The sequence below is a fragment of the Paenibacillus sp. FSL R7-0312 genome (assembly GCF_038004445.1).
GTDB lineage: Bacteria > Bacillota > Bacilli > Paenibacillales > Paenibacillaceae > Paenibacillus_AQ.
Map to the genome: position 1 here is coordinate 813,304 of NZ_JBBORE010000001.1, position 17,173 is coordinate 830,476.

16 protein-coding genes are annotated in these 17,173 nt (G+C 55.9%); 4 read left to right on the plus strand and 12 right to left on the minus strand.

The window, feature by feature from the left end; genetic code table 11:
• Window positions 1–3 precede the first annotated feature (3 nt).
• From MKX70_RS03430 to MKX70_RS03450, 5 genes are all read right to left on the minus strand, one after another.
• Entirely contained in the window at window positions 4–993 is a 990-nt protein-coding gene (locus tag MKX70_RS03430) for an ABC transporter permease (RefSeq protein WP_340781169.1), read from the minus strand.
• Window positions 994–2,030: 1,037 nt separating this feature from the next.
• On the minus strand, window positions 2,031–5,258 hold the full coding sequence (locus MKX70_RS03435) for a cellobiose phosphorylase (protein ID WP_340839552.1): 3,228 nt from the start codon (window positions 5,256–5,258) through the stop codon (window positions 2,031–2,033).
• A gap of 103 nt (window positions 5,259–5,361) precedes the next feature.
• Complete coding sequence (locus MKX70_RS03440) at window positions 5,362–6,705, minus strand: glycoside hydrolase family 30 protein (RefSeq protein ID WP_340839553.1); 1,344 nt, start codon at window positions 6,703–6,705, stop codon at window positions 5,362–5,364.
• A gap of 103 nt (window positions 6,706–6,808) precedes the next feature.
• Window positions 6,809–7,825, minus strand: a complete 1,017-nt coding sequence (locus MKX70_RS03445; RefSeq protein WP_340839554.1) for a LacI family DNA-binding transcriptional regulator — start codon at window positions 7,823–7,825, stop codon at window positions 6,809–6,811.
• 53 nt (window positions 7,826–7,878) lie between these two features.
• A complete protein-coding gene (locus MKX70_RS03450) occupies window positions 7,879–8,361 on the minus strand; it encodes a hypothetical protein (protein ID WP_340781173.1) in 483 nt (160 codons plus the stop codon).
• Window positions 8,362–8,620: 259 nt separating this feature from the next.
• Between MKX70_RS03450 and MKX70_RS03455 the strand changes: the two genes are divergently transcribed.
• On the plus strand, window positions 8,621–9,457 hold the full coding sequence (locus MKX70_RS03455) for an HNH endonuclease (protein ID WP_231637762.1): 837 nt from the start codon (window positions 8,621–8,623) through the stop codon (window positions 9,455–9,457).
• A 111-nt stretch (window positions 9,458–9,568) separates the two neighbouring features.
• Here the strand turns inward: MKX70_RS03455 and MKX70_RS03460 are convergent, their stop codons facing one another.
• The gene (locus MKX70_RS03460; protein WP_042133109.1) at window positions 9,569–9,763 is read right to left on the minus strand and encodes a YwbE family protein; all 195 of its coding nucleotides are present in this window, start codon (window positions 9,761–9,763) and stop codon (window positions 9,569–9,571) included.
• 78 nt (window positions 9,764–9,841) lie between these two features.
• Here MKX70_RS03460 and MKX70_RS03465 point away from each other — a divergent pair, with 78 nt between their 5' ends.
• Entirely contained in the window at window positions 9,842–10,144 is a 303-nt protein-coding gene (locus MKX70_RS03465; RefSeq protein WP_039310552.1) for a hypothetical protein, read from the plus strand.
• 36 nt (window positions 10,145–10,180) lie between these two features.
• Here MKX70_RS03465 and sdaAA read toward each other — a convergent pair whose 3' ends face one another.
• The 3 genes from sdaAA to MKX70_RS03480 form a co-directional block, all read right to left on the minus strand.
• Window positions 10,181–11,059 (minus strand): L-serine ammonia-lyase, iron-sulfur-dependent, subunit alpha, encoded by an 879-nt coding sequence (sdaAA, locus tag MKX70_RS03470; protein ID WP_042133107.1) that lies wholly within the window; start codon window positions 11,057–11,059, stop codon window positions 10,181–10,183.
• Window positions 11,056–11,766, minus strand: a complete 711-nt coding sequence (sdaAB, locus tag MKX70_RS03475; RefSeq protein ID WP_042232115.1) for an L-serine ammonia-lyase, iron-sulfur-dependent subunit beta — start codon at window positions 11,764–11,766, stop codon at window positions 11,056–11,058. Before sdaAB ends, sdaAA begins: the two co-directional genes overlap by 4 nt.
• A 123-nt stretch (window positions 11,767–11,889) precedes the next feature.
• Complete coding sequence (locus tag MKX70_RS03480) at window positions 11,890–12,306, minus strand: GNAT family N-acetyltransferase (RefSeq protein WP_042232114.1); 417 nt, start codon at window positions 12,304–12,306, stop codon at window positions 11,890–11,892.
• A 146-nt stretch (window positions 12,307–12,452) separates the two neighbouring features.
• On the opposite strand from MKX70_RS03480, the gene MKX70_RS03485 reads away from it, so the two are divergent.
• Together MKX70_RS03485 and MKX70_RS03490 are read left to right on the plus strand one after the other, a co-directional pair.
• Window positions 12,453–13,349, plus strand: coding sequence for an SDR family oxidoreductase (locus MKX70_RS03485; RefSeq protein ID WP_042232112.1), 897 nt, complete (start codon window positions 12,453–12,455; stop codon window positions 13,347–13,349).
• 67 nt (window positions 13,350–13,416) lie between these two features.
• Window positions 13,417–13,872, plus strand: a complete 456-nt coding sequence (locus tag MKX70_RS03490) for a hypothetical protein (protein WP_042232109.1) — start codon at window positions 13,417–13,419, stop codon at window positions 13,870–13,872.
• A 147-nt stretch (window positions 13,873–14,019) separates the two neighbouring features.
• Here the strand turns inward: MKX70_RS03490 and MKX70_RS03495 are convergent, their stop codons facing one another.
• The 3 genes from MKX70_RS03495 to MKX70_RS03505 all read right to left on the minus strand — a co-directional run bounded on the left by MKX70_RS03495 (window position 14,020) and on the right by MKX70_RS03505 (window position 17,079).
• The gene (locus MKX70_RS03495; protein ID WP_340839555.1) at window positions 14,020–15,774 is read right to left on the minus strand and encodes an NAD(P)H-hydrate dehydratase; all 1,755 of its coding nucleotides are present in this window, start codon (window positions 15,772–15,774) and stop codon (window positions 14,020–14,022) included.
• A 204-nt stretch (window positions 15,775–15,978) separates the two neighbouring features.
• Entirely contained in the window at window positions 15,979–16,611 is a 633-nt protein-coding gene (locus MKX70_RS03500; protein ID WP_042232106.1) for an NAD(P)-dependent oxidoreductase, read from the minus strand.
• A 54-nt stretch (window positions 16,612–16,665) separates the two neighbouring features.
• Window positions 16,666–17,079, minus strand: a complete 414-nt coding sequence (locus tag MKX70_RS03505) for a GNAT family N-acetyltransferase (RefSeq protein WP_042232105.1) — start codon at window positions 17,077–17,079, stop codon at window positions 16,666–16,668.
• Window positions 17,080–17,173 lie beyond the last annotated feature (94 nt).

Genomic DNA, 17,173 nt, shown 5'->3' on the forward strand with positions numbered 1-17,173 from the left:
GTCCTAGAACAGCGACGTGTCGTTGATTTTTTTGGATACCTGATTGGCAATCAGCAGCAGAATCAGTGCAATGACTGCTTTGACCAGGGTGACCGCCGCAGAATAGGAGAAGCGGTTGGAGACAATACCTGTCTGATAGATATAGTAATCAATTACATTGGAAGTACTGTCGTTAAGCGAATTCCGCAGCACCAGAATCTGGTCGAAGTTCGAGTTCAGTACGCCGCTGACTGCCAGAACGAACAGGATGCTGATCGTGGCCCGGATGGCCGGCAGAGTAACAAACCACATTTTCTGGAAACGTCCTGCGCCGTCAATCGTTGCTGCTTCATACATTTCTGGAGACACACCGGCAATCGCCGCGAGGTAGATAATCGCTGACCAGCCTAGCTCCTTCCAAATGTCGGAGGTGATGATTATCGTCCAGAAGTAACTCGGTTCAGCCAGGTAAGTGATCGGCTTGTCAATCAGATTGAGGGCAAGCAGAATATTATTGATAATCCCTATATCCGCGAGCCAGGTGGCCAGAATGCCGCCAAGCACAACCCAGGAGAGAAAATGCGGCAGATAGGAGATCGTCTGAATTGTCTTCTTGAATCTGATGGAACGGACCTCATTGAGGAACAGGGCGAATATGATCGGCAGCGGGAACCCGATAAGCAGCTTGATCAAGCTGATCCCGAGCGTGTTGCGGATAACATTCGGCAGCTCCTCATCTGCGAACAATTCCCTGAAATGCTCCAGACCCACCCAAGGGGCTTCGGCAATCGACTTGACGATATTATATTCCTTGAAAGAAATAATCAAGCCGTAGATCGGGATGTAGTTGAATATGATCATCCATACTACACCAAGCAGCGCCATGGTCTGCAGATGACGCTGGGCTACAAATTTCCTCCAGAGCGTATTTTTGCGAACTGAACCGGTTTCGATTGACGCCGGAATGAGCGGCCCCATTACCGGATTTGGTTTGGTGCTTTGTTTGTTCTCCATCGTATGGACCTCCAAAATCCCCAACTTTAATGTGTGAAGCGTTTTCATCTCTATGTACTTATTGTATGCGTTTTAGTATTTGGGCGTAAGGTCCCAGATTTCGTATTTGGGGTCTCATTTTTCGGCTTGGCTCGATAACTCAACCGCCATCGGTGATGGCTGCCGGAAGCCCTGAACTTCCGGCAGCTATTCTCTCTTCCCTTTCCAAACCCCTTCCGCGCATGCATGGGTGAGTGCTACTCTGCCCGTTTGGAACAAATCCAAAGCTACTTATCCCTCGGGGGTGCTCATTCCGCCCACTTCCGGCGGATTCAGGGGCACTTCTGCTCCTCATTCCTCCATATCGCCTACTTCCGGAGGATTCAGGGGCACTTCTGCCCCTCATTCCAGCATTTCGCCTACTTCCGGAGGATTCAGGGGCACTTCTGCCCCTCATTCCAGCATTTCGCCCACTTCCGGAGGATTCAGGGGCACTTCTGCCCCTCATTCCTCCATATCGCCCACTTCTGGCGGATTCAGGGGCACTTCTGCTCCTCATTCCAGCATTTCGCCCACTTCTGGCGGATTCAGGGGCACTTTTGCCCCTCATTCCCGCCTGCCGCCCACTTTTGGCGGATTCAGGGGCACTTCTGCTCCTCATTCCTCCCTATCGCCCACTTCCGGCGGATTCAGGGGCACTTCTGCCCCTCATTCCCCCATATCGCCCACTTCTGGCGGATTCAGGGGCACTAACTCTAATCCACCTAACCCCGGGCAATCAAAAGGAGGCCCAGCCGGGCCTCCTTGCTGTACCTTTATTAACTTGAATGAATATATAGATTGAACTTGTATTTTTGCTATTATGGGATTGCCGTGACTCCAAAGAATATTTGTCCCTCCGGCCGCTGTTGTCTACAAATTTCTTGAATTTAACCCGCTGTTTCGCGGTGGAAATCCGCAGACAAAGGCGGACGCTGTCGCTCCTTCAGTTCCAAAATTCTCCTCCGCCACCTTTCCCTATCCGTATAATTTTTAAGTTCAATCTATATAGACTCTAATTATTCCATTACCGCACGGATTGCGGCAATCTCTCCGCGCCGCAATGCCTCGGCATCCCCTCCGCGCAGCAGACCGCCGGCAATCAGGCGTTCCTCACCGCTACGGAATTGCAGCGCCAGATTCTGAATGATCGCTTTGCTGCCGCCGAAGGTATCAGCATGACGCGGATTATAATACGTCACTTCCGTACCGCCCAGCAGGGTGAAGGACAGGTTGCCCTGCTCATCAAACAGCCAGCCGGGAAGGGCCGGATTCAACTGCAGTGTTAACTCGCCGTCTTCCACAGAGAACAGACGGCTGCCGGCCATCATCGTTCTCCACATGCTCAGAAACTCCGCCGTAGAGCCGCTCAGACGGGCAACAAAACCCCTGCCATGCGTTGCAGGATCCGGATTGCCGCCTGTTGAGATGAACGAGGAATTCTCCAGTGTACTGCGACCGTAGACCTCAGGGTCAAGGAACGGAATCAGCGAGGTCTTCAGCTCGCTGTAGAATTCGTCGTACAGCCCCGCTTTCAGCAGCTCAAGCAAATATTTGTACGACATGTGCAGGAAGTTGGACTCCCGCTCCTGCCAGCCCGGTGTGAAGGCCCGGATGCGCCCGATCTCATGCGATTCCTCTTCCAGCGACACTGAAGTCCGGTACATCGATGTAACCGGATCAAAGAGCCCGCTCTGTTTCACTTTGCTGTAGATTCCCTTGGCGGTTTCCTTGCTATCCAGCGTTTTGAGCCAGCGGGCAGGGCCTTCCAGGAAATACGGCAGAGCAGCAGCTTCGAACTCTTCGACCAGAGCCTTCGGCAGCCCGTAGCCGCTGATGACCGGCTCTCCGGCTTCATCCGTTACAGGCTGGAACCGTGTTGCCTCAAAGCGGAAATAGGTCGGAACCAGTCCGCCGCCAATCCCTACCGCACGCTCAATCCCCTCATCCACCTTACGCAGCCATTTGCCCATTGCCTCACGGATGACCCCAAGGGAGATTTCCGCAGTCTCGCCTGTAATTCCGAAGCGGATCTCTGCCCGGTAAGCCTCGCGCGCCGAAGCTACGCGGTCCCAATACGGGAATTGGGCCAGTGAGCCGTCAAGCACTTCAGTTACAGCACGGTTCACCTGCTCAAGCAGCGAAGCCATCTCTAACGGAAGCGCTACTGCTGAAGGAAGATCCGCGCCGTTCTCCAGCGCTTCCAGCATGAACACAAGCATCCGCTTGAGTTCAAAGGTCTCGCTCATTCCGGACCCGACCAGTCCCGGCAGCCCGTTCATGGCATCATTCCAGCCCGGCTTGTTGCCCTCCATCTCTACACCCATGCCGTAAGGATCAAGCGTGGCAAATTTGTTCATGGCAAGCGACAGCATCTTCACAAACAGGCTGGTCCGGTAGATCTCCCCGTGGCCGCCTTGTGTGCGCAGCCACTGGGTATCGCTGGCCTTGCGCTTCAGCTTGTGCAGCTTCTCTTCATCCTCCAGCAGTGCCCCGAATTGCCGCACCCGCCCACCGCTGATTACATATTTCTCGCTGCGCGGCAGCACATAAGCCGGGCTGTCATAGAACGTATAAGTCTCGTCCCCGAACAGCAGCGCCTCCTGCCGTTCCGGATAAATATCCAGGTAACCTTCCACCAGATCAAGATTGTAGGTCCAGTGATCGGACCAGAAGCCTTCTCCGAAGGCGGCTTCAATGTTCTGCTGTGACAGGGCAAGCACACCGCTGAGGAATTCCTGCTCACTAATGTTCAAAGCAATGTTGTGATCCGCAATGTAGTTAATCAGGCTCCCTGGTGTGAAGCGTCCGGCCAGCAGCCGCTCAAATCCGGCATGATGCTCCGCAAGCGCCCCGGCAACCCATGCTGTAAGCTTCTCTCCCTCACCCGGCAGAATTTCAAAGCTGGTACCCTGCACGCTTAGCGGATTATAGCCGTCAGCCTGAATCAGACTATAGAACATCTTGATGTTGAAGCTGCCCACCTTCGGGTGGAAGAACACATCGCTGCGCCGGTTCTGGTTCATATCACGGAAATTGCCGTTGCCCTGCGAATAGTATTCAGGCGCCAGCGAGAAGAAGTTATAATCCCGTTCCATATCGCCATGCTTGCGCGAGTATAGATGTACAACGAAGCCTTCGCCTCCGTTATCAAAAATAAACGGATAGCCCCCGCGCAGGAAGTTGTCGAGATAAGACTGGCGGCAATAAGCATCGAACAGCGGCGAGGAGGTATGTGTAGCAATATCCGCCGTTAAATCCTCGGTCAAACTGGCCGCTTCCTGTGCCTTGGCGGTAAAATAATCTTCCCGGCAGAGTTCAGCCGCCCGATGATTAATTCTGGCAATATCATTTACATGTCCAATGATCGTATTCAGCTTCAGCGAAGCTCCCGGTGCAAGTGTTCTGGATGCGCCGCTGAAGCCGCACGGCACCTTGTTGGCCGGATATTGGGCCTGTGCAAGCAGCTCCGCGAGCGGAAGCTCCGCGAAGCGATCCGGATACGTCAGCGAAGTATTCCCGCCGAAGATTACTTCATAATCTACGACCGGATACAGCTGTTCTCCTTCCGTTGTGGAGGAGAGATAGAAGTGCCCGCTCTCAATCAGGCTCATTTCCGCATCGTCATTCGTGCTGGAGCGCAGCTTGTAGAACGGAATTCCGTTCTCCAGGTTATACACATCCATCCAGCTGCGCAGCAGGTTGCCCATCTCTTTGTAGCCCCCGTTCGCTACGCCGAAGGGAAGAACCTCCGGAAGACCGTCCAGCAGCTCCAGCTCCAGCGCTATCCCGCTGATATTCTCGATCTCCACCTGCCGGATCAGCGCGGCATAATCATCACCCGGCAGGTTGAAGTAGTGCACCGTCGTCTTCAGCCCATGTCCTGCATGTGACTCCTCAATGGTCAGTCCATTCGGCAGGATCGTCATGATCCGCTTGGCCGCCGGGTCAGGGCGTGCCGACTGGAACGGCTCATAGATTTCTGCTGTACCCTTCAACTTGATGAAGGTGCGGAATCCGGTGGAGGCTACATTCTTATACGAAATATTGGCTGGAGAGAACTCCATAATCGGCGAATTTTTGTCCCGTACTCCGAAGCTGCTGATTGCTTGACCCCGGTTCACGTAGAACGTCCACATCGGGATCCCCTTCAATCCGGCAAGTCCGGGCAGGAAGCTGGCGAACGGTTTGCCTTCGTGGAACTGCTCTATGACAAATTTACCTGAATCGAAATAATAATGGCTCATGCTTAAGTCCTCCTAAAAGTATGTTGATAAACGCTTTCGTGCTCTGTTTTGAATCCATCCGCTTCGTTTCTGTTCATCTTCTCAAGGTCTGCTTCCAGCTGGCTTAACCTTGCGAAATCAGATGTGTGGCAATGGAATGTGCCGGCAATGTGCACTCAGCGATTTCACCGCCGAAGCCAAGCGTCAGGGAGCGTTCTGCTTCGCCTTCATTCATCAGTACAACAGCGATACTGCCATCCGGATTGCGGAACGCCGCTGACAGCACGCCTTCGGCAGCCGACTGCAGTCCGATCCGCACAGCACCCGGAGCAATAAATTTGCTGAAATGCCCGATGTAATAATACGAGCTGTTATAGTGAACCTCGTCCGTAGTCGTATCCGCAATCACCGGAGCATCACAGAGATTCCCCACGTGGTTCGGTCCGCCCGTCTCATCCAGCACCAGATTCCAGTCCAGATACCCCTCTGTCCAGGCATTCAGATCGCCGATCATATTCCGGCCGTAGCGCTCACCCGTGAACCATTCCCCCAGACGCACTCCGCCTTCCTGGCAGCCTTCGGTGAAGAGCACATGCTTATCCGGGAAAAGCTCATGCACCTTCTCCACTTTGTCGAACTCCTCGCCGCCGTACCAGTGGATTCCGGTCCCCCATACATACTGCGCTGCTTCCGGATCGGACAGAATCGGAGTCACACGCTCAATCATAATATCGCGGTTGTGATCCCAGATGATGATGTTCACATCCTCCATTCCGGCCTCACGCATTACAGGGCCGAGGTGGTTTTTGACGAAATCGCGTTCTTCTTCAGCAGTGTATACACAGGAGTCCCAGGTCTGCACTGCCGCCGGCTCATTCTGCACTGATACCGCCCAGACCGGAACGCCCTCTTTGCGGTAAGACTCGATGAATTTGGTATAATAGCGCGCCCAGACTGCAGCATATTCCGGCTTCAGCGAACCGCCGTTATTCATCTCCCCGTTCGTTTTCATCCAGGCCGGCGGGCTCCAAGGCGAAGCCAGCATCGTGAAGGGCCCGCCTTTGACCTCCATAGCATCCTTAATGAGCGGCAGGACCCACTGGTGATCATGCGAAATATCGAAGGTCGCAAGCTCCGTATCCTCATCCTGCACATAGGTATAGTTGCCGAGCGCGAAGTCACAGCTGTGAATATGCACGCGGCCCATACTGTAATTCAGCCCGTCCACAGGGTGAAAATAACGCCGGATGACCTCTGCCCGTTTCTCCGGACTTATCCGGGACAAGGTATACGCAGCCGCTTCAGTGAAAGCGCCGCCAAAACCAATAATTGTTTGAAACTCCTGCTCCGGCTGCAGCAGTATATCTGCTGTTGTACCGGGGATTCCTGCCTTGAACTGAATACCTTCTTTAGAACTCAGACGATCCTCTGTATCTTTGGCGGTTACTACGGTTTGAACGGTTGTCATGCTGATTCACTCCTTCATCATTTGAATTCGAAATAAAACCGAAAGAAATCGAAACCGGTTTCGATTCTGCCTAAAAAAAATGCATTCCCGGTTGAACGCACTTTTATTTCTTGCCCGGCGGTGCACAGGAATCTCTGACGATGATCTCTACAGGCAGAACTAGCGCCTCCTGATTTGTACGCGGGCCGTTCATCGAAGCCAGTAAAAGCTCCGCCGCCCGGGTACCCAGCAGCTCCGTGTTCTGGCGGACAGTGGTCAGCGCAGGTGTAACATATCCGGCAAGCTCAATATCATCATAACCCATGACTGAAATATCCTCCGGTACAGACAGGCCCTGATCCTTGGCAGCCATCACGGCACCCAGTGCAAGCAAGTCACCTGAAGCAAAAACAGCCGTCGGCCGTTCCGGCAGCTCAAGCAAAGACTTCATTGCGCCGTAGCCGTTCTCCAGAGAGTAGAATGCTCCCTCGGCAACATATTCGTCCGGCACCTCAAGACCCTGCTGCTCCATCGCCGTTCTATACCCCAGCTCCCGCTGTTGTCCCGGATACGTATTCCCGCCTCCCGAAATATGGGCAATTCTGCGGTGTCCGAGCGAAACCAGATATTCCACTGCCTGCAGTGCACCAGTCATATTATCCGAGCAGACCGTATGCGACAACGCCGTTTCGAAATCGAGAACCACTGTAGGAATATCACTCTCCAGAAGCTCCCGGAAATAAGGGTCCTCATAATCGGAAAGGAACACCACAACCCCATCGACTCCGCGAATCCGGCAGTTCTCCAGATATCCGCTCTGCTTGCCGCCGACATCCTTCGAGATAAACATGAGGGCGTAACCCTTGGCTACGGCAACCTGCTTGAAGCTCTCAATAACTGCACTGAAGAAAGGATGGCGGATTCCCGCTCCCGTGTTCTCCACAAACAGCACACCGATCGTCCAGGATTTCTTGGTCGTCAGTGTACGCGCATGCGCATTGGGAAGATATCCCATTTCCTGGGCGGTACGCAGTATTTCCTGCCGCGTCTTCTCCCGCACGTCAGAGTAGTTATTGAACGCCTTGGACACCGTGGTTGGTGAATAGCCGGTTCTTTTGGCAATATCATATATGGTAGTCACTTCCGGTTCACTCCCGCGGCCCAAATGAAAGCCCTTTTATGTTCACTGTCATTCTAACTTCTTTCAGAACGGCCGTCCAGCATAAAATATCTCTGTACCGCAGGCAGCAGCGTAACGATCTGAACCAGCATGCCCAGAGACATGTAGAAAACATGAACAATACTGACTGTATCCATCATATACGTCTGCACCATAATCCAGATAATCTGCCCAAAGCCGACATAAAGCGAGAAGCTCCATGCTACATGCAGCGCCTTAAACGGGGTCAGCGCATAGCCCCAAGACCACTCAGGCTGCTTAAAAAGACCATAGAGCACCATTAGCGGCAGCAGCCCAAAAATGACCAGCAGCAGAATGCCGGGAATTGCATAACTGTCAAACGGCGATCTTTCCAGTATGGAAGCCGGCATTCCAATCATCTCACCACTGGGATCGGCGAGCAGGAGCAGCCCTCCGGCGACAGCTCCAAGGCCTAAGAATGCCTGAAGCACAAACAGCAGTCTTACGGCCCCGGGCTTTTTTTCACTAACGGTCATTCAGCTTCCTCCTCTCTGGTTCATAATTATTGTATTCCTGGTACAAGCCTCATCATCGCTTTACGGCCTTACTTTGCGAGTTTACGGGTTTTTCCTCAAGACTGCGAAGAAGGATGTCACAGCCCGGGAGATTAGCGCCTTTTGGCGCCTGCTGTGTGAATACCTGTGCTTTACGCTATACTATTATCAAATCAATGAAATCACATGGCGGTCTACCGTAAATAAGTTGCTATTTCAAAATACAGAAGGGATTGGACAGTTGCGGCTGAGTGCCGTCCTGCCAAGTATACTTATGACTGAAACTATTCTTCCTCCATCCAAACAATGTGCCTATTGCCATCAGCTTAAGCCGCTCTCCGAATTCCGCAGACGCACAGGCAAGCGCTCCAAGGGAATCTCCCGTCGCGGAGCCTGCCGGGAATGCCGCAAGCTACGCGAAGCGGGGCCTGCGGCTGCGCCGCTGCGTGCAAGTGCGGCACCCGCACTGCCGGAGCGTCCGCCCGGTACGGGGACTGCCAAGCGGGATAAGACACTGGTCTCGATCTCTGCAGCGGGCTCCGGAGCTGTCAAACCGCCTGCTGCCCCGGTCCGGCAGCCTTCCTTGCCAGAACGTGCCAAGGAAGGCCGCAGCAGCCCGGGTACCTCCGGCCTCAAGGGCAAGGCCCGTCCGCGCAGTGCAGAAACGGGACGCACGATCCCCCAGCAGCGCGGACCGAAGCCCGATCCCCAGGATGCCTCTGCGCTCATCCCTTCAGGCAAGGGTATGATTCTGATGCGCGGGCACAGCGACAAAGGCCGGCGCTGGCATCAGGAGATCGATCTTGCGCTTGCGGTAACGCTTGTCCGGGAGCATGCCGCAGTTGTCGTGAACCGCCGTACGATCCGCCGCTTATACAGCAATAAGGATTTCCGCGCCTATATTCTGACCCGGGACCAGTATATCTGCTATTTCTGCGGCTTATACGGGGATACCATTGACCATCTGCTGCCCCGTGCCAAGGGCGGGCACACTACGCCGGACAACTGTGTCTGCGCCTGCAATTTATGTAATCAGACCAAGGCAGACCAGTATGTAGAGGAATTCATGGGCCGCTAAGCAGGGCTCATGATCCTGTACGCAAATCAAAAAGCGCCTCTTACCCTGGCGGCTGCCCAAGGGACACAGCCGCCCCGGCTCGCGGCGCTTCTTCATTCTTCTGTATACTGCTTAGCCTGTAATGTTCTTGACCCGTCCTACCTGTCCGTCAGTCAGCCGCACTTTGATTCCGTGCGGATGGCGGGGCGAATTGGTCAGAATGTCTTTAACCGCACCATGTGTGAGTTTGCCGGTCGCCTGATCCTGCTTCAGTACAATATCAACCTGAAGTCCGGGGCGGATATCTGCTCTAACTTGCCCGTTCATGTTCTTCTCCCCTTTCCGGAAATATCTTATATTCTTGTATATAATCAATTCACTATATCAATAAGGATGATGACAGCTATGGCCTTTGGCATTAACAGAGCAGAACTAGCCCGCTGGAAGCAAGCAGTCTCCGCTGGTGAAATCGCGTTCCTTACGCATTACTGGCTGGACAAGCGTTTTCCTGACATCACCACTGTGACCAAGGTCGGGTGCAGTGATCTCCCCCGCCTGAGGGAGTGGTGCAGGAAGAACGGTCTTCCGCCGCAATATATTCATAACCGCCAGCCTTTTCCCCACTTCGACCTGATGGGACCGAAGCAGGAGGAAATCCTCCGGCGTGAGGGGCTGTGGGATCAGCTTGAACGGTTTCGTATGCTATAGCCCCGCAAATGGTCGCCGTCCGAGAACTGCCGCAGCTTATTTCTTGTTCCGTAAATCCTTCATAATCCGGCGGCCGGTTGGCGTCTGTGCCAGTCCGCCCCCCGCCGTCTCGCGGTGCTTCTCGGGCATGGCGGAGCCCACCTCCAGCATGACCTTGATCACTTCATCGGACGGTATCACACTGCGGACACCGGCCAGTGCCATATCGGCCGCAGCAAGTGCCGTGACGGCACCGAAGCCGTTACGGACAATACATGGAATCTCCACAAGTCCGCCCACCGGATCACAGATCAGCCCCAGTGTATTCTTCAGTGCCAGCCCTACGGCATGCACGGCTTGCGCCGGTGTGCCGCCGCGCATTTCAGTCAAAGCCCCCGCTGCCATCCCGATGGCCGAACCAACCTCAGCCTGGCAGCCGCCTTCTGCTCCCGATACAAATGAATTGTTGGCGATAACATACCCGATGGCTCCAGCCGCGAACAGGCCGGTTACCATATAGTCATCATCCCAGCCGAAGCGCTCCTGACAGCTCAGGAACACCCCGGGGATGATTCCGCAGGAGCCTGCGGTCGGCGTAGCGATAATCCGTCCCATGGAAGCATTCACTTCCGAAACCGCAAGAGCATACGCCATGGCCTGGCCGGCAGGACCGCCAAGGCAAGGTTCATCCGCTGCATTGTAAGCAGCCACACGCTGGGCGTCAAGTCCTGTCAGACCGCTGCGTGAGGTGGTGTCTTCATGCATGCCGCGGTGCACCGCTTCCTTCATTACGCCGTAATACTGGCTCATGGTAGCGAACTCCTGCTCCTTGGAACGTCCAGACTCCGCGCTCTGCTCCTCAAGCATCAGAGCGCCGATTCCCAGACCCCGCTCTTCACATAATACAGCCAGCTGGCTGAGTGTTTGAAAATTCATGATGTAATGTCCTTTCCTTTCTGCTCATGTGCCTGTTCATTCAAATCGACGACTTTCACGGACTTCACAGCCGGCAGCGCCCGCAGATTCCGCAGCAGCTCCGGTGTAGCGGCTTCATCCAGCTCCAGCACCGTCAAGGCTGCTCCGCTGCGGTTCTTGCGGTCCAGCGACATATGTCCAATATTGCACTGGCCCTGCCGCATTACATCCGTAACGCTGGCCAGTACGCCCAGATAGTCCATATGATTAATCAGCACGGTTGGATACATGCCGGTAAGCTTCACGCCGAACCCGTCAATATCAACAATTTCGATATTTCCGCCGCCGATCGAAATCCCGGTAAGCATCAGCTCTGTGCCGCTCTCGCTGCCGGTAAGCCGCAAGCGGACCGTATTGGGATGGGGGAATAGGCCCGTTCCCTGGCCGAAGGAAATCTCCATTCCGGCTTCGGCCGCAAGCTCTATGGAATCCGGCAGCCGGTGGTCATCGGTCGTAAAGTCCAGCAGACCTCCGGCAATAGCCCGGTCTGTTCCATGTCCCTGATACGTGGCCGCAAAAGAACCGAAGAACGTGACTTCTGCCGTACGCGGCAATTCACCGAGCACCTGGCGTGCCGCTCTGCCGATCCGCGCCGCCCCCGCTGTATGCGAACTGGAAGGTCCGACCATGGCCGGACCGATAATTGAGAATACATCTTTAAACCGCATCGCTCAGGTCTCCCGCTATCAAAATTCGACATTGCACATAGAATAGTGCAAGTCATTTGTAAAGCTCGTATATATTATACTGCGTCCGGACAAAAGCTACACTATTACATTGTTTGTGACCTATCAGCTGTTCCGCGAGAACAGTACAAGGCCATCCCGCTCCTGCCAGCCGGTGCCTGACCAGAAGCTGCGGCCCAGAGCGTTATGCCCGATGACCATCAGATGGCATTTACTGATGCCTTCCTCCCGCAGTCTCTCCAGGCAGCGTGTGACCATCTCACGCCCGGCCCCCTTACCCCGGCTGCTGCGGCTGACAGCCACATGATACATATATCCTCTGCGCCCGTCATGTCCGCACACCGCAGTACCCGCAAGTGTACCGTCCTCATCCACACACACCTGGCTGATTCCCGGATTACGCTCCAGATAACGGATAATTTCCCCGCGCGAGTCCGCTTCACTAAGCCCCATCCCGTCTGTATTCTCCCATAATTGATAAGCTGCCTCGTAATCATCGGCTGTCATTGGTCTGTATAGCATTAGTTATTCTCTCCATTTCTGAGTTTTTAGTATGTAAAGATAAGGCCGTCTGATGAATCTCCCAGAAAAGGACTGCGGCGCACGCTTTTCTGGGCGGATGCATACCAATATACGGAGAGCCAACAGGCAAGGAGGAGTATCACCCGATGAATCCCGTTTACCCCTATTACGGAGAAAAAACGGTATGCCGCGTGCAGCCTATCGCCTTCCCCCCACAGCATCAGGACCGCCAGCCGGGTCTGGAGAGTCTGATGAATCCGCGTCCGCTCAGCGAGAACCCCGAGAGCAGCAGCGGCAGGCTCCAAGGAAAGGTTGCCCTGATTACCGGCGGAGACAGCGGCATTGGAAGAGCAACCGCCATCGCTTTTGCCAAAGAAGGGGCAGATATTGCCATCGCTTACTTGGACGAAGCTTCTGATGCCGCAGCTACGCAGCACCGGATAGAAGAGCTTGGACGCCGCTGCCTGCGGATTGAGACGGATCTGCGCTATAAAGAGTGCTGCTTCGAAGCGGTGGAGCACACCGTGCGGACCTTCGGCAAGCTCGACATTCTGGTGAATAACCACGCCGTTCAATATCCGCAGAAGAGCATTCTGGATATCACGGAGGAGCAGCTGTACCAGACCTACCGTACCAATATCTTTCCTTTCTTCTTCCTGACCCAGGCCGCACTCCCGCATCTGCACAAAGGAAGCTGCATTATTAACACCGCCTCCATTACCGCTTATCAGGGCAACAAGGAGCTCATTGACTATTCATCCACCAAAGGCGCCGTTGTCTCCTTCACCCGCTCTCTGGCTCTATCACTGGCGGACAGCGGCATCCGTGTCAACAGTGTGGCTCCCGGTCCGGTATGGACACCGCTGATTCCTTCCAGCTATTCCGCTGAAGAGGTCAGTGTATTCGGCACAGACACCCCATTCAAGCGGGCGGCACAGCCTTATGAGCTGGCAGGAGCCTATGTCTATCTGGCCAGCCCTGATGCTTCCTATGTAACAGGCACCTGTATTCATGTTAACGGAGGGGACATGGTTACAAGCTGATTCATGCGCCGGATTCGTCCGGTCATCCCGGCCGTGCTCTTCACCCACCCCGAAAGGATGTTAAGCGATGACCACACATAAGGATTATGATCTGCCTTCTGTCCGCCTGACTGCGGGCATGTACGCACTGACCAAGCTGTCGGCCGCCGGACTGACCTTTATTCTCGTTTCCCTGTTTATGCTCATCCATGGATACGAAGGCGGAGTGCCGGAAGGCTGGCCGGTATCGGTGCCTTATGCCATTTACGCTTACGGATTACCGGCAGCGATACTTGCCGACGCCCTGCTGCGCATGTTCCGGTCCACTTCGCTCAGTCCGGCCCTGGTGTTATACGCCGTAGCCGGCTTTGGAGCCGGCCTGTGGCTGGCCTCTGAGCAGGGCGGCGATGCAATGACCAGCGGTCTTGCCGGACTTGTAGTGCTGTTGTTGTTCCGGTTCGCCCAGATTGCCGGTGAACGCTACCCGCTCCTGCTTCCCTTCTTCGCCTTGTTTATTCCACTGCTCTGCCTGGTCTTATTCTGATACAGTGCCGCCGCTGGCAGAGCCGTAATATTAAACCATTCAGGGCAGAACAGTTCTACCGGTAGCTCTTACGGGCGCAGCAGAAGCGTCAGGATCACACGGGTAAGGTCTATAGATAATGAGCCGCAGCAGCTCCGGAGTTACGGTTCACAGCGCCTCAATAATATCCCCGGCGATCAAGGCCGCCGGGTTGGCCCGCTTCCGGGCGGCCCGTTCTCCGGCCAGCCCGTGGAGATAGACCCCAAAGGCTGCCGCTTGTGCAGCATCCAGGCCCTGGGCCAGCAGACCGGAGATGATTCCGGTCAGCACATCCCCCGCACCGCCGGTTCCCATACCCGGATGACCCGTGATGTTAACATAAGCCTGTCCTCCGGGGGTTGCTATTACTGTATGGGCTCCCTTAAGCACCAGGATGACACCGTGCGCTGCGGCATAAGACAGCGCCAATCCGATCCGGTCACGCTGCACCTGGACTGTAGAAGTCCCTGCCAGCCGGGCCATCTCCCCGGGATGCGGGGTCAGAATTACCGGATGGCGGCGGGTCCAGGACCCGTAATCGGCATCCGCCAGTATATTCAGCGCATCCGCATCGAGAATCAGGGGGGAATCCGTCTCCTCCCAAAGTCTGCGGAGCCAATCCGTATCTTCAGTGAACCGGCCAAGACCGGGGCCGACAGCTATACAATCGCGGCTCTCGCTTAGCTGCAGCACTTCAGCCGCCGTACCGGCATTCCATTCCCCGTCGCCGCCGGATACCGGAGCCAGCATCAGCTCAGGTGTGCAGCCGATCACATAGGGCAGCAGCTTATCCGGCAGCGCCCACGTTACCAGCCCGCAGCCGGCGCGCAGCGCAGCGCGGGCGCACAGCAGGCCGGCGCCGCTCATGCGCAGGCTTCCTGCTGCCAGCAGGACATGCCCGTAAGTGCCCTTGTGGCCTTCGGGCGAACGGCGGCGCGACACGTCGACCTGCAGACGTGTCCGCAGCACTTCCGGCGTCAGCAGGCTGACCCGGACGCCGCTCTCACGCGCCAGGGCAGCGGGGATGCCGATGGAGCGGACCACCACCTGCCCGGCTGCTCCGGCGCCGGGATACTGCAGCAGCCCGCGTTTGAGGAACGCGAGGCAGACGGTCACCGCCGCATGAATGCAGGGCTCATGCGTCTCGCCCGTGTCCGCGTCCAGCCCGCTGGGGATGTCCGCGGACACAATAAGCCTGCCGCTGGCGTTCGCAGCGGCAATCAGCTCGGCATAGGCACCGCGCGGGGCTCCCGCGCTGCCTGTGCCGAGCAGCGCATCTACGATGCCGCTGCATGCGGCAAGGTCCACCGCATCCCTGCCGTAGACTACGGCAGGGATGCCCATGGCTGCAGCGGCATCCCGCTGCAGCGCGGCTTCGCCGGCCAGCGACTCCGGCGCGGCCGCGTACACCAGCGTGACGGCGATGCCGGCCTCACGCAGGTGCCTGGCGGCGGCGAGCCCGTCGCCGCCGTTGTTGCCTTTGCCGGCGAGGACGAGCCAGTGCTCGCCGCCGGCAGCGGTAAGCGTCAGCGCCGGGTCGGCGCTGACCGAGAAGCCCGGCGGCTGGATCGCCGGCCCGCCGGGCGCATAGCTCTGCGTTCCTTCGCCTCCGCTTCCGCCGCCCACCGCGCCCGCTCCATAGCTCAGCGTTCCTCCGCTTCCTCCGCCCGCGCCGCCCACGGCTCCTGCCCCGAAGCTTCGCTCCTCTGCGGCCGTGCTCCCTGTGCCACCGCCCGCGCCTGCCCCGCGCCGCCGGCACAATGCGATGACCTCCTCGGCAATCGCCCGTCCGGCGTTCTCCATCAGCGCAATTGCCGGAATTCCCAGCCGCTCAATCGTCTCGCGGTCGAATGCACGCATCTCCTCCGCAGTTACTACATCCATAGCCAAGCCCTCCTTAAGTTGCTTCGATTGTACCCAGTACTATAGAATCAAGCAAATTGCAGACTTTGACACATCGCCATCCGGCTAAGGCGCCCGGAATGACAGCAAAAAGCCCTCCTGAGCGTTCAAGAGGACGGGCTTTAAGCTTACGAAGCCTGCGCATTCTAGGCCGCTTTATTTCCTGACAAGCTTAATCTGTATCTATTAATATCCCACAGTAAACCGGGCCTTGCTGAAATTGCCTTCCTCCAGCTCATCGATAACCGCTACCGCGAAATCCTGGATGCTGATGCTGCTCCGTCCGTTCTCGTCCACAATCAGCCGGTCCAGACCAATCCGGAACTGGCCGGTACGGCGTCCGGCGATAATGGCAGCAGGCGGACTCAGGTACGTATAATCCAGCTCTGATCCACTGTAGATTTCATAGGCATTGGCGTGAGCCGACGCAAGCGGACGGAAGTTCTCCGGGAAATCAGCCGTGTCCATCAGCCACTCCCCGGTTTCTGTCTTCAGGCTGCCTGCCCCGCCAATAACGATAAGGCGCTGGAGCCCGGCGGCACGCATCCCTGTCAACAGGGAATCCGCAGCCTGCAGCAGATCATTCTCATGCCCTGGCGCCGGGCCGAATGCACTGATTACCTCTTCATGTCCGTGCAGTGCTGCCGTTACCGTGGCCGGGTCCAGCAGGTCGGCTGCAACAACCTTAAGCCGATCATGCTGAATACTGAAGACCTCCGGTTTGCGGACGGCAGCGGTAACCTCATGTTTTCTTTTTAACGCTTCTTCTACAATCGCACTTCCGATCTTACCCGATGCACCAAATACTACGATATCCATTCTCTTGTTGCCTCACTTTCGTATTTGTTTGCAGCACTGTTCATCCATTCATCATTAACGCCGCAGGAACATCCCCTGAGAATCCGGCAGGACCGGTGCGAATCCATATTGGGCATACAGCTTGGAGGCTTCCCCGTCAGCAATGAGACTAATATACGCCTTGTCCGGCACGGTATCCAGAAACTGGCGGATTTCCCCCATAATTATTTTCCCCAGACCCTGCCCCTGGAAGGAAGGCTTCACGGCAATATCGGTCACCTGAAAAAAGCATCCGCCGTCCCCGATTACCCGTCCCATTCCAACCAATATATCTTCTTCATACAAGGTTACTGCAAAAGCAGAACGGGGCAGCCCGATTCCGGCGCCCTCCACACTCATGGGACTAAGCCCGGCCTCCAGCCGCAGGGCCAGATATTGCTCCACTGAGGGCAGTTCATGCCGGATATCCGGCTGTAATGCCTTTTCCATACGTTATCCCCCTATCCCGATTAACCGCCTGCACTTAGATGTGCCTGCCATACTGTTACCAATATATATGACTCTAAGGTTTCGAGGCAAGGCA